General features: G+C 64.7%; 11 protein-coding genes and 1 tRNA gene. 11 read left to right on the top strand and 1 reads right to left on the bottom strand.

Annotated elements, in window-relative coordinates:
* Positions 1-28 precede the first annotated feature (28 nt).
* Positions 29-769, top strand: coding sequence for a tRNA-uridine aminocarboxypropyltransferase (locus ASG57_RS01990; RefSeq protein ID WP_024341751.1), 741 nt, complete (start codon positions 29-31; stop codon positions 767-769).
* A 104-nt stretch (positions 770-873) separates the two neighbouring features.
* Positions 874-947 (top strand) — tRNA-Cys (locus ASG57_RS01995).
* Positions 948-1,097: 150 nt separating this feature from the next.
* On the opposite strand, the gene ASG57_RS02000 is transcribed toward ASG57_RS01995, so the two are convergent.
* Positions 1,098-1,292, bottom strand: coding sequence for a hypothetical protein (locus ASG57_RS02000; protein WP_024341752.1), 195 nt, complete (start codon positions 1,290-1,292; stop codon positions 1,098-1,100).
* 260 nt (positions 1,293-1,552) lie between these two features.
* Here ASG57_RS02000 and ASG57_RS02005 point away from each other — a divergent pair, with 260 nt between their 5' ends.
* From ASG57_RS02005 to ASG57_RS02045, 9 genes are all read left to right on the top strand, one after another.
* Entirely contained in the window at positions 1,553-1,780 is a 228-nt protein-coding gene (locus ASG57_RS02005; protein WP_024341753.1) for a hypothetical protein, read from the top strand.
* 275 nt (positions 1,781-2,055) lie between these two features.
* On the top strand, positions 2,056-2,976 hold the full coding sequence (locus tag ASG57_RS02010) for an ABC transporter substrate-binding protein (RefSeq protein WP_024341754.1): 921 nt from the start codon (positions 2,056-2,058) through the stop codon (positions 2,974-2,976).
* Positions 2,977-3,175: 199 nt separating this feature from the next.
* On the top strand, positions 3,176-4,798 hold the full coding sequence (locus tag ASG57_RS02015) for an amino acid ABC transporter permease/ATP-binding protein (protein ID WP_024341755.1): 1,623 nt from the start codon (positions 3,176-3,178) through the stop codon (positions 4,796-4,798).
* 43 nt (positions 4,799-4,841) lie between these two features.
* Positions 4,842-6,083, top strand: a complete 1,242-nt coding sequence (locus ASG57_RS02020) for an acetamidase/formamidase family protein (protein ID WP_024341756.1) — start codon at positions 4,842-4,844, stop codon at positions 6,081-6,083.
* Between the two features lie 126 nt (positions 6,084-6,209).
* Complete coding sequence (locus ASG57_RS02025) at positions 6,210-8,540, top strand: acetamidase/formamidase family protein (RefSeq protein WP_024341757.1); 2,331 nt, start codon at positions 6,210-6,212, stop codon at positions 8,538-8,540.
* 13 nt (positions 8,541-8,553) lie between these two features.
* Positions 8,554-8,937 carry a RidA family protein gene (locus ASG57_RS02030; protein WP_024341758.1) on the top strand — a complete coding sequence of 128 codons (384 nt, stop codon included), beginning with the start codon at positions 8,554-8,556 and terminating at the stop codon, positions 8,935-8,937.
* A gap of 322 nt (positions 8,938-9,259) precedes the next feature.
* Complete coding sequence (locus ASG57_RS02035; RefSeq protein WP_024341759.1) at positions 9,260-10,423, top strand: PspA/IM30 family protein; 1,164 nt, start codon at positions 9,260-9,262, stop codon at positions 10,421-10,423.
* 10 nt (positions 10,424-10,433) lie between these two features.
* Entirely contained in the window at positions 10,434-11,093 is a 660-nt protein-coding gene (locus ASG57_RS02040) for an OB-fold-containig protein (RefSeq protein WP_024341760.1), read from the top strand.
* A 26-nt stretch (positions 11,094-11,119) separates the two neighbouring features.
* Complete coding sequence (locus tag ASG57_RS02045) at positions 11,120-12,817, top strand: flotillin family protein (protein ID WP_024341761.1); 1,698 nt, start codon at positions 11,120-11,122, stop codon at positions 12,815-12,817.
* Positions 12,818-13,120 lie beyond the last annotated feature (303 nt).

Consider the following 13,120-nt stretch of genomic DNA (forward strand, 5'->3'; position numbering starts at 1 on the left):
AGTGCAGCTTCAAGCGTATAGCGCGCCCATGTCCAACCCGCCCCAGACCACCGCCGCGCCGCCCGAGACGATTCCCGAATGCCCGCACTGTCAGAAGCCGATGCCGCTCTGCATCTGCGACAGCGTCGTGCCGATCGAGAACCGTCTTTCGCTGCTGATCCTCCAGCACCCGCAGGAGCAGGACAGGGCGCTCGGCACCGCGCGGCTGCTGGCGAAGCATTTTGCCGACGCCACAGTGCGGGTCGGCCTGTCCTGGCCGAGCCTGTCCAAAGCAATGGGCCGGCCGATCGAGAACGCCTCGCACTGGGCCGTGCTCTACCTCGGCTCGGCGCGCGCGGCCGATCTGGAAGCCGAAGGCGAGATCGTCGCGCTCAACCGCAAGGGCGAGGTCGCGGAGAATCAGCGCGCGATCCTCAGCAAGCTCGAAGGCATCGTGCTGCTCGACGGAACCTGGAGCCAGGCGAAGGCGCTGTGGTGGCGCAATCCCTGGATGCTCAAGTGCCAGCGCGTGATCCTCAACCCGGCGCACCCCTCGCGATACGGGCGGTTGCGCAGGGAGCCGCGGAGCGACGGGCTTTCGACCATCGAGGCCGCGGCGACGATCCTCGCCGGGCTCGAGCGGCGTCCCGACATCGCCGAGACGCTGCACGCGAGTTTTGAAAGGCTGCTTGCACGTTACCGCGAGGTCCAGGCAGAGATGCCGGAATTGGCGCCCAGACCCGCCGCGAAAGGCCGCAGGCGCGACTTCCGACGCCGCAAACGCGCCTGACGGCATGGCACTCTGGGTCTTTCAAGAGCCTGGAAGTCGGCGGGAAAGTGGGACGAAGGCGGTTGCCTAAACCCTTCATCCCCTATATTGCTCCGCCCTTACGGGGCCACGTGGCGGAGTGGTTACGCAACGGTCTGCAAAACCGTGTACACCAGTTCAATTCTGGTCGTGGCCTCCATTCATAAATCACTGATCTATCGTCGTAATTCGACTTCCGGCCGGGAGAGAGCGTCGAGGCTTGCCCCCGCTGTACCGACGGCTTTGCCCACGGTCAGACGCACTGCGCCCGTGAGGCGGGCGTGCATCCAGACTGCCGCGAAAAAACCCCTCAGCTGGCCGCGTACCACCCCTCGGGGAAGGGCAGGAGGGGCCAGGCGCCTTCGTTGTCATTGGCGGCTTTGGGCGTCGTCTCAAGACTCCACGAGCGGGGCACGAATTCCACCTCAGGCACGGGCGCGACATCTTCGAAGACCATGGCGTCCCGGACAGCATCCAGCATCAAGTTGAATTCGGCTTCGCTCATCACACCCTCGCAGAACGCGGATGGCGCAATGTCGCAAAGCCGGTTTGTTTCCGGATTGACCCGATCGCTCGCATTTTAACGATCCGGCGATCGGGATCCGATTGGTTAGCAATTCCTGAAAATTCCTCGGCGAAGCCTAGGTGCCTCCTGCGCGCCGCGGGTGTGAAAGAGATCACATTCCCAACGGTTTATTCTCCTATCTCTTCGTGCCACGCCAGCCGCGGTGGCTTCGGCGGGAGAGGCAGAGCAGGAGACTGGTCATGAAGGCAAGATTCCTGCGGTTTGCGGGCGTGAAGAGCCGAGCGCGCGGCGCATCCACCGTCGGGCTGTTCCTGACGCTGTTTGCCTCCTCGGCTCATGCACAGGGCACAGCGGTGCAGCGGCGGGCCTGGACGCCCGACGTGTACCGGCTCCACGCGGGCGAGATCTTGAACGTCCACGCCACCGGCGAGGCCTGCCGCGCGGTGCTCGATCAGGCGGGGGGCTGAGCGTGCCGCCTTGTGAGTTTGTGCGCAGCAAGTAGCTCGCATGGGCTGGCGAATCCGCCACGGTCAGCCTGTGGATATGCTGCGGACAGGCTGTGGACGACCGGACGGTATTCTGCAGATCCCAGTTTTTGTGCAGCCGCTTGCCCAAATGCCGGGCGCACTCCATCCAATTTTTTGTGCGCCCGCGGACAAGCTTTTCACGGCCCGGTTCCGCACGCTTCCTCCCCGATCACTGGACCATGGCAGGCGCCATGACATTCGGAGGAACTGGCGAAATGGAGAAATCGGTTTGGCCCCAGGCGCGGCGGGGAATGGCGCGCGCATCAACGCCATGGCGCAAGGCCACGCTTGGCGCCGCCGTCGTGTTCGGCCTCGTCGTCGCCGCACCGCTCGGTGCGCAGGCCGCTCCGCCCGCCGCCTGCGCCGCACTCCAGGAGAAATACCCGGACTGGAAGGGCAAGACACTCGTCAACGCCATCAACCCGCACACGCCGGGTTACGAGACGATCGATCCCAAGGACCCCAGCAAGTACATCGGTTTCGACATCGATCTCGGCGAAGCCATCGGCGAATGCCTCGGCTTCAAGCTGACCTACAAGCCCGTGGTGTTCGCAGCCCTCTTGACCACACTGGCCGCCGGGCAGGCCGACATCGTGATCTCCGACATCTACGCCACCAAGGAGCGCGCCAAGGCCGCCGACTTCATCACCTACTCGAAAGTGTTCGACGGCGTCCTGGTCGCCAAGGGCAATCCGAAGGGCATCAACGGCATCAACTTGTCGCTGTGCGGCGCCGCTGCCGCCGAAAACACCGGCTATGTCGAGGTGCCCCTGATCCAGGCGTTGATCCCGGAGTGCAAGAAGGCCGGCAAGCCCGAACCGACCATCCAGCTCTACGACAACAACGCCAACTGCATTCAGGCGATCCTCGCCGGCCGCGCCGACACCTACATCAACGACGTCAACACCGTCGACAGCGCCGTAAAGGCCTATCCGGACAAGCTGGAGAAGGCGATTGCGGTGACGATCCCGTATTCCGTCGGCATCGCCGTGCCCAAGAACAAGCCGAAATTCCGCGATGCCGTGCTCGCCGCGCTGATCGAGGTGCAGAAGGCCGGCACGCACATGGCGCTCCTTAAGAAGCATGGGCTCGATGTGAACAACTTCATGGAGCCGGGAATTCTCACGGCCGACTGAGCGCGGTTTACCTCTCCCCGACGGGGAGAGGCCGGCGCGAAGCGCCGGGTGAGGGGGCGGCGCGGCAAATGCGGTGCAGCGTAATCCCTCACCCGGCTCGCATCTGACGATGCGACCCCACCTCTCCCTATGGGAGAGGTGGATCGAGCCAGGCTCACTCGCATTCTGCCAATTTCATTCCGTTGATGACGGCTGACTGATGTCGCTGTTCCTTCACTACCTGAGCATGCCGTATCTGCTCGCGGGCATCGAGCTCACCCTGGAGGTGACCGCCCTCGGACTCGGCGGCGGATTGATCCTCGGATTGATCCTCGCCAGCATGCAGCTCTCCCGCTTCTGGCTGCTGGCGGCGATCGCCAGGGCCTACACCGTGATCTTTCGCGGCACGCCGCTGATCCTGCAGATGGTGTTCGCCTACGACGCGCTGCCGCATATCGGCATCAAGCTGCCGGCGGTGCTCGCCGCCGGTCTCGCGCTCGCCTGCAACGAGGCGCCGTTCATCGCGGAGATGCTGCGCGCCGGCGTCCTCGGCGTCGATCGCGGGCAGGTGACCGCAGGCCAGGCGCTCGGCATGACGCCCCGGATCCTGATGTGGCGGGTGATCGCGCCGCAGGCGATCCGCACGATGATCCCGGCTTTCGGAAACGAGGCGGTGAGCGCGCTCAAGAATTCCTCTCTCGCCTCCGTCGTCGCGGTGCAGGAACTGACGCTGCGCTCGACGCAGCTCGCTTCCTCAACTTTCGACTTCTTCTCGATCTTCTTCGCCTCAGGACTTCTCTATCTGGTGCTGACCACGGCCATCAGCGTCATCCAGCTCTTTGTCGAATGGCTGCTCGATCTCGACCGGACCACGCGCCGCCAGCGCAAGCTCGCCGATTATCTGCCGTGGCGCCGTGTCGATCTCGGCACCAAGCTCGAGCTTGCCGCTGCGACCGCCGCGAATCCTGAGCCCGCACCAGCGGAGCTGACCGACACGCCGCCATTGGCCTTGACGCGCGAGGAGCGCGCCCGCCGTGCTGCGACGATCGCGCGCAACAACATCGCGGTCGAGGTCAAGGACCTCACCAAGAGCTACGGCTCGCAGACCGTGCTCGACGGACTCGATCTCACGGTGCGGGTCGGCGAGGTCGTTGCGCTGCTTGGTCCCAGCGGCTCCGGCAAGAGCACGCTGCTTCGCTGCATCAATCACCTCGAAAGCTGGGACTCCGGCACGGTGCGCGTCGGCGGCCGGCGCCTCGGTTTTTCCGAACACGGCAAGCTGCTATCGCCCCGGGCGATTGCCAATGAGCGCGCCAGTGTCGGCGTCGGCATGGTGTTCCAGCAGTTCAACCTGTTCGCCCATCTGTCGGCGAAGGAGAATATCGCCGGCCCCTTGCGTTGGGTTCACGGCATGACCCGGATCGACGCCGATCGCCGCGCGGCCGAGTTGCTCGACCGCGTCGGGCTTTCGCATCGCGCCGACGCGCTGCCGCGGCATCTCTCCGGCGGCCAGCAGCAGCGCGTCGCCATCGCCCGTGCGCTGGCTCCGAACCCGAGCGTGCTGCTGCTGGACGAGCCGACCTCCGCGCTCGATCCCGAGCTCGTCAACGAGGTCCTGGAGGTCATCCGGCGCCTCGCCATCGACGACGGCCTCACCATGATCATCTCGACGCACCAGATCCGCTTCGCCGACGAGGTCGCCGACCGCGTCGCTTTCTTGAGCGGGGGGGCGATCATTGAAGAGGGCCCGGCGCATGAGGTGCTCTCCAACCCGCGTAGTCCGCTCACCGCGCGTTTCCTCAGCGTGATGGAAGCCGACAAGAGGCCGGAGGCGGTGCGATGAGCGCTGTCTCCGCACTGTTCAAGATTTTCCAGGAGGCCACCTGATGAAGCATTTCACGCTGCCGGTTTCGCCGAAGACCGTCCACTGGGGCTATTTCTCCAAGAAGGTCACGCCGGCCCTGACGCTGCGCTCCGGGGATCGCGCCACCATCGAGACGCTGACGCATCACGCCAACGACGATTACGAGCGGATGATTCAGGGCGATCCAGGCGCCGAGAGCGTTTTCCAGTGGACGCGCGAGCACAAGGCGGTGGCCCGCCGTGGCTCCGGTCCGGTCGAAGGTCCCTTTATTCGTGGCGCCGGGGAGGGGATCGGCGTGCATCTTCTCACCGGCCCGGTCGCGATCGAGGGCGCCGAGCCCGGCGATATTCTGGAAGTGCGCATCCTCGACGTCCGGCCGCGTCCGAGCTGCAGCGCCTGTCACGCCGGCCGTTGCTTCGGCTCCAACGTCGCCGCGAACTGGGGCTTTCACTATCACGATCTGATCGAGGAGCCGAAGCCGCGCGAGGTCATCACCATCTTCGAGCTCGATACCTCGGGCGAGCCCTATGCGAAGGCCATCTACAACTATGTCTGGACGCCGCAGACCGACCCTGACGGCATCGTGCATTCAACCATCGATTATCCCGGCGTCCCCGTCGACCACGCCACCATCAAGAAGCGCAAGAACATTCTCTCCAACGTCAAGGTGCCGGCGCGGCTGCATTTCGGCACAATGGGGCTCGCACCATCGGAGGCCGATTTCGTCAGCTCGATTCCGCCGAGCTATACCGGCGGCAATATCGACGACTGGCGCATCGGCAAGGGCGCGCGGATGTTCTATCCGGTCGCGGTGCCTGGCGCCTATTTTTCGGTCGGCGATCCTCATGCGGCGCAGGGCGACAGTGAGCTCGGCGGCACCGCGATCGAGACGTCGCTGACGGGTGATTTCGAATTCATCCTGCACAAGAAGGCCGACCTTGCCGGTACCAGCCTCGAGGGCCTCGACCATCCCATGCTCGAGACCGACCAGGCATGGTCGTTCTACGGTTTCACCTATCCAAACTACCTCGCTGCGCTCGGCCCCGAGGCGCAAACCGAGATTGCCAATCATTCCAGTCTCGACCGTGCGATGCGCGATGCGTTCAGGAAACTGCGCCGGTTTCTGATGACCGTACATGGACTCAGCGAGGACGAGGCGATCTCGCTGATGTCCGTCGGCGCCGATTTTGGTGTCACCCAGGTGGTCGATGCCAATTGGGGCGTCCACGGTACGATCCGTAAGAACATCTTCCGGTGCGACTAGTGCGCGGCCTGTCTTCGGGGTGAGCGTGTGACGAGCGGAGATCATTTGCGGCCCGTCGCCACGACGGACGATCGCGTGCTTCTGGCACGGAGGTTGCTTCGATCGACTGCAACTTGGGTCGATCCGATGAGCTTCCGCCCGTTCACGAGCGAATCCTACGCGCAAGACGACCGTCCGGAGGCCTGGCGGGACGTGCTGGCCGCTGTCGGCCTGCAACCGGCGGGTGGTCACGACGTCTTCGACGGACATGCGAGTGCATCGCACCGGCGCGCTGCAGGCATCGCGCTGACACGCATGGCCGCGGGTGCGCAGAGCGTCGGGCCGCTGTCGCGAGCCAGCGAAGACATTCCCATCGCACTGATGCCGGTGGAGGATGGGATGGTGCTGAAGAGCGCCGGTGATCACCGCATCGTTCCCGTCGGTCACCTTGTGCTGTTGCCGCGCAGCGGCGACTGGAGCATCGTGTTCCAGCGCGACATGCGCGCCATCGTGCTGTCGGTGACGTCGGAGGCGTTGCAGGGGCGCCTCTCGGGCAAGCCGCGGCTCGGCGAGCCCCGGGTCGTTCCGCCGAGCGGCTTTGCCGAATTGTTCTCGCGCCTGCTGGATGCAACCGCGCGCACGCTCGACACCCTGAGCGATGCCGAATGGGATCTGGTGGCACGATCGCTTGCAGACCTGCTGCTGACGCTTGCGCATCAGTTGGCGGCCTCGAACTCCGATGCCGGATCGAGTGCGGCGCAAGCCGCGCTCCTGCACCGGATCTGCCAGACCATCGAGCGTCGCCTCGAAGATCCCGATCTGGTGCCGGCGCGCGTTGCCCAGGCCGAAGGGATTTCCGAGCGCTACCTGCAAAGGCTGTTCGAGACGGTGGGAGACAATTTCACCCACTACGTCCGTGAACGCCGGCTTCAGCGCGCCTGGGCCGATCTGTCCAATCCGACCGCGGCGCATCGCTCGATCTCGGAGATCGCCTATGCCTACGGCTTTGGTGACTCCGCGCATTTCAGCCGAGCCTTCCGCCATCGCTTCGGCCTGCCGCCGCGAGAGTTTCGTCAACAGGAGGCAGAGCGGGCGGCCTCGCAGCTTGGCATCGCGGGCCAGCGCGGCTGGCCACAGGAGGCGCTGGCTCAATTGCGGGCGCATCAGAGCGTAGCGGCGCGCAGCAGCATCGCCCCGGGCGACGGCGAGAAGCGGGCCACCTCGGAGCGCAGGCATCACCATCTCCCGGTCGAGGCCAGCCGCGTGCATTGGGGCTATTTCAGCCGTTCGCTGCCACCGCAGATCGAGATCGCCTCCGGAGATACGATCACCATCGAGACGCTGACCCAGCACGCCTCCGACGATCCCGAGTTGATGATCGCGGGCGATGCCGCCGCTGAAAGCGTGTTCGGCTGGACGCGAAACAGGAAGAACGTGGACCGCCGCGGCGCAGGACCCATGGATGCCAGCGTGTTCGGTCGCGGCGCCGGCGAGGGGTTTGGCGTGCACATCTGCACCGGCCCGGTCGCGGTGAAGGACGCCCAGCCCGGCGACGTGCTGGAGGTGCGCATCCTCGACATCGTCCCGCGGGCGAGCCGCAATCCGAACCACGCGGGCCGGGTATTCGGCTCCTCGGTCGCGGCTTGGTGGGGCTATCATTACAACGAATTTCTTGGCGGCCCCAAGCCGCGCGAGGCCGTCACCATCTACGAGATCTTCGACGACGCTGAGGTGCCGCACGCCCGCGCCCTCTATTCCTACCGCTGGGAGCCGCAGACAGACCCTTTCGGTGTTGTGCACACCACCTACGACTATCCCGGCGTTCCCGTCGCACCCGCCACGATCAAGCGTCGCCATGCCGTGCTCGACGGCATCAAGATTCCCCTGCGCCCGCATTTCGGCGTGATCGCGTTGGCGCCGCGCGAGGTCGATTTCATCGATTCCGTGCCTCCGTCCTATTTCGGCGGGAATCTCGACAATTGGCGGCTGGGGAAGGGGGCGACCGTGTATCTACCGGTTTCGGTACCCGGCGCGCTGCTGTCAATCGGCGATCCCCATGCCGCGCAAGGCGACGGCGAGCTCAGCGGGACCGCGATCGAATGCTCGATGACCGGCACCTTCGAAGTGATCCTGCACAAGAAGGCGGACCTCGCCGGTCGTCCCTTCGCCGATCTCTCCTATCCCTTGATCGAGACCGCCACCGATTGGGTGCTGACCGGCTTCAGCCATCCTAATTATCTCGCCGAATTCGGCGCCCAGGGGCAGAGCGAGGTCTACGCAAAATCGTCGCTCGACCTCGCCATGAAAGATGCGTTCCGCAAGATGCGCCGCTTCCTGATGAACGTCAAAGGCCTGAGCGAGGACGAGGCCATCGCGCTGATGTCGGCCGCGGTCGATTTCGGCGTCACGCAGGTGGTCGACGGCAATTGGGGCGTGCACGCCATCCTCAGCAAGCGCCTGTTTGAAGACGCACCTTGACGAGGATACCGAAGTGAAATTCCACATGATCAGCGGCGGACCGAAGCCGGTCGCGCCATTCAGCCACGCGGTCGAGACCGATGGCTTCGTCTTCGTCACGGGCCAGATGCCGGACACGCCGCAGGCACCAGGAGTCTTGCCCGACGGCATCGTTGCGCAGACCCGTGCGGTGATGGAGAACTTGAAGGTCGTTCTGGCCGGCCTCGATCTGGGCCTCGAGCACGTCGTGATGGCGCGTGTATATCTGACGCGCTTCAATGAGGACTACACGGCCATGAACGAGACCTACCGCGCGTTCTTTCCGCCGGACCGGCTGCCCGCACGCACCTGCGTCGGCGTCACCGGGCTCGCTTATGAGGCGCTGATCGAGATCGACCTGGTGTGCCGGCGGCCCTAGGCGTCACAAGGCAAGGTCGATCGCCCCGGAACGTCTCGCGTGCTCATCGCTCCCTCATTGCGAGTTGAGATCAGCATCGAGAGTCCGCAGAAAGACTCTGGACTTCTCCGTCGCGAGGGGCTCCTCGCCAGATGGCGGTGAGAGCTTGCAGTTCGCTTCAAATTGCAACTTTTGCGTGCAGGAAGTCTTGATTGGCGGTGCGCTAGGGGTGATCGGCCGGCTTGAACGCGCGCCCGAACCACGGCGACTAACCAACAGAGTGCATTGGATCAGAGGAACGTGATCAGCTTCCTTCTTCCTAAAGCACCAAAATGGTGCTTTAGTGCTTTCCATGAAGCAGTCGCCCCGCAACGCTCCCTCTGCCCTGCGTTACAGGCTCGTTCCCGACGCGGCCGCCAAGGCTGCGCTGGAGGCAACGTTTCAGGCTTATGACCGGATGATGGAGATCCTCGACGAGGTGGCTCGTGCGCACAATGTCGGCTCCAATGTCGTCCTGCTCCATGCCCATGCCTACGAGCCCGTCCGCAAACAGACGGGGCTGCCGTCGCGGTTGGTGACGCTCGGCCTGCGCGATCGCGCCGAGTATCGCGCGGCGCAGGGCCGCCGGCTTCCGCTCGACGACAAGCTCGTCAAGATCAAGGGACCGGCCGCTGTGTCGATCGCGACCGTACAAGGGCGCTTCAGCGTGCCTTTCGACTATGCCGGCTATGTCGAGGGCTGGGGGCAGAGCGTGCCCGCGCACCTCATCCGCACCGACGACGGTTTTGAAATCCACTACGGCGTCACGCCGAACAGTTTGCCAGAGGAGGAGAATGCCATGGATACCATCGCTGCCGCTCCCGAAAATTTCCTGTCCCGGGTCGGGCGCCTGATCGCCGGCATCGCTTATGACGCGATCGAGCAGGCGGAAGGCAAGAACAAGCTGAAGGTGGTCGGACAGGCCATCCGCGAGATCGAGCGCGCCGAGACGGAGGCGCGCGATGCGCTCGCGGCCGCGCGTGCCGAGGAATATCGCCTCAACGCGCGCCGTACCGAGATCGAGCGCCAGATGGCCGATCTTGCGCCCAAGATCGAAGCCGCGGTCGCTGATAGCCGTGACGATCTCGCGCGTGCCGGCATCGCGCGACAGATGGATCTGGAGGCACAATTCGAGGTGCTCTCGCGGGCCATCGACGAGAACAACGAGAAGATCGAACAGTGCGTGACATCGCTTCGCGCCGTGCTCTCGGCGCTCCAGGACGCCGAGCAGCGCCGCGCCGATCTCGAAAAGAGCGAGGCGGCCGCGAACCATCAAACCTCGGCGTCGCCGCGGAAGCAGGGCGGCAGCTCGGCGGCCGCGAAGGCGCTGCGGGCAGGACGGGCAGTGGCACGCGCCACCGGCGTACCCCCTGGCATTTCCTATTCGAGCGACATCGACGAGCTCAGCACATTGCATCGAGACAAGGAAATTGCGGCAAGGCTGGCCCGGTTGAAGTCGGGCTCCTGAGTGCCGTGTCATGAGCGCTCTGCTCGAACACGTCATGGCGCCGGAGGTCAGGCCGTTCGCGATCGCGGCGGCCATGATCATCATCGTCGGCTCGATCGAGATCGTCTCGATTCTGGTGGGGGCTTCGCTCAGCGAAATACTCGGCACCAACATCGATTTCGCTCACCCCAGCGACAATGGCGTCGTCAATGCCATCTCCTGGATCAATGTCGGCGGCGTACCGCTCTTGATCTTCCTGCTGCTGCTGCTGGGCGTCTTCTCCATCACCGGATTCCTGATCCAGGACATCGCACGAATGGTTGCGGGTCCCTTGCCGGCGACAGCCGCCTCGGTGGGTGCGGTCGTGGTGTCGGTTCCGCTGGTCCGCGCCGCAAGCAGGACCATCGCGCGGCTCATTCCCAAGGATGAAAGCTATGCCGTCGGCCTCGGCGATCTCGTCGGCCGCATCGGCGAGGTCGTCATCGGCCCGCTCGACCACGGGCCGCCTGGCCGCGTCAGCGTCGCCGACGTCCACGGCAATCGCCACTTTGTCTCGGCGGTCGCCGCGCCGTCATCGGGACCTTTGCCGCAGGGAACCATGGTCCTTCTGGTCGACCGCGACGGCACCCGTTTCGTCGCGGTGAAAGCTGACGATGAACTCAAGCCGTCCAAGCCCAGTCTAAGCAGTTAGCAAGCCCCATCCAGCGGAGAGAGTCCATGTTCGACATTGCAGTCCCGGCCATGATCGGCGTCGCGCTGATCGTCGTTCTGGGGATCGTCTTCACCATCCTCTACAAGCGCGCCACCCGCGACGAAGCCTTCGTGCGCACCGGGCTTGGCGGCAAGAAGGTCGTGCTCGACGGGGGCGCCATGATCCTGCCGATCTTCCACTCCTATGCCTGTGTCAACCTGAAGACGCTGCGCCTCACCGTCGAGCGCAAGGAGCGGGAATCCCTCATCACCAAGGACCGTCTGCGCGTCGATATCGTTGCAGAGTTCTACGTGCGTGTCCGCCCCGACGAGGAGAGCATTGCGCTCGCCAGCCAGACGCTGGGTGCATTGACCAACGATGCCGAGGCGCTACGCAACCAGGTCGAGGCGAAATTCGTCGACGGCTTGCGGTCGGTGGCGGCGACCATGACCATCCTGGAGCTCCAGGAGAAGCGCTCGGATTTCGTCAAGCACGTGCAGTCGACGGTCGAGTCCGACGTGAAGTCGAACGGCCTCGAGCTGGAATCGGTGTCCCTGACGAAGCTCGACCAGACCGACGTGAAGTTCTTCAATCCGGAAAACTTCTTCGACGCCGAAGGTCTTACCCAGCTGAAGACCATCACCGAGACCCGTCGCCGCGACCGCAATGCGATCGTGCGCGACAACGAGGTGGCAATCGCGCAGAAGGACCTCGAGGCGCGGCAGCAGACGCTGACCATCGAGCGCACCAAGAAAGAAGCCGAGCTGTCGCAGGAGCGCGACATCGCCAACAAGACCGCCAGCACCCGCGCCGAGGTCGCAACAGCGACGCAAACCGCACGCCTGACCGAGGAGAACGCGCGCATCGATACCGACCGTGCGGTTGCCGAGAAGGAGGCGGGTGCCAAGCAGGTCAAGGAGACCGCAGTCATTGAATCGGATCTAGCGATCAACAAGCGCAGGACCGACGCCCAGCGCGAGATCCAGATCGCGACCCAGGAGAACGAGATCCAGATCGCGGCCAAGAGCAAGGAGACCTCGGAAGCCGTCGCCGAAGCCAAGACCGCAGAAGCGCTCGCCGTCTCGGCGGAAGAAAAGGTCGTGACCGCGCGCGCCGTCGAAGTCGCCGATCGCGCCCGCCTGACCCAGGTGCTCGCTGCGCGCACCGAGGCCGAGCGCAAGTCGACCGAGGTCATCGTGGCAGCCGAGGCGGAGAAGAGGGCGGCGCTCGACCGCGCCGAGGCCATCACCACACTGGCCACCGCCGAAGCCGAGTCCAACAAGATCAAGGCGGTCGGCGTCAGGAACATCGGTGAGGCGGAGGCCGCCGTCATCACGATGAAAAACGAGGCGCAGAACAAGCTCGGCAGCAACGTCATCGATTTCGAGATCGCCAAGAAGCGGATCGAGACGATGCCCTCGGCGCTGGCCGAAATGGTCAGGCCGATCGCCAATCTGAAGGATGTCCGCATCCTGCACACCGGCGGCGCGTTCGGCGGGAACGGCACCGGCGCGGGCGGCAATGTCGGCTTCGGCGAGGGTCTCGCGGGCGAGCTCCTGAAGGTGCATGCGCTGCGTCCGATGATCGACGAGATCCTGCGCCAGGGCGGCTTTGCGCCGGACGACGATCCCGTCAAGGCGCTGGTGGGTGCCGTTACTGGGAAGAGCAACGGCGCGGCCGTGCCGACGCCACTCCCGGAGAAAGCAAGCGCCGCGGATCTGTGAAGGTCAGTTCATTGCTGCCGAGAATGCGCAGCGCATCTCGCGTCGCGAATCGACAAGGTGCTGCAGACCCCGGCCAGCACGTTTGTCGGTTCGACGACGAAGGCTGCGTCTGGAACATCCGCGTTGATTGGCAAGACGAGGACGAGGCGGAAGAACGCCAACCTCTCCCAGTCGCCGCGCTGCGACGCCGGACCAAGCAATTCGTTCCTCGCGGCATAGTGCGTGGCCGGGGTTGGCTGGAGGAGGAGCCATTCCAGCCCCCTTTCTCAAGACGCATTGCGGACGATGACGAATTCGTCCTTT

It is taken from the genome of Bradyrhizobium sp. Leaf396 (assembly GCF_001424605.1).
Taxonomy (GTDB): Bacteria; Pseudomonadota; Alphaproteobacteria; order Rhizobiales; family Xanthobacteraceae; genus Bradyrhizobium; species Bradyrhizobium japonicum_C.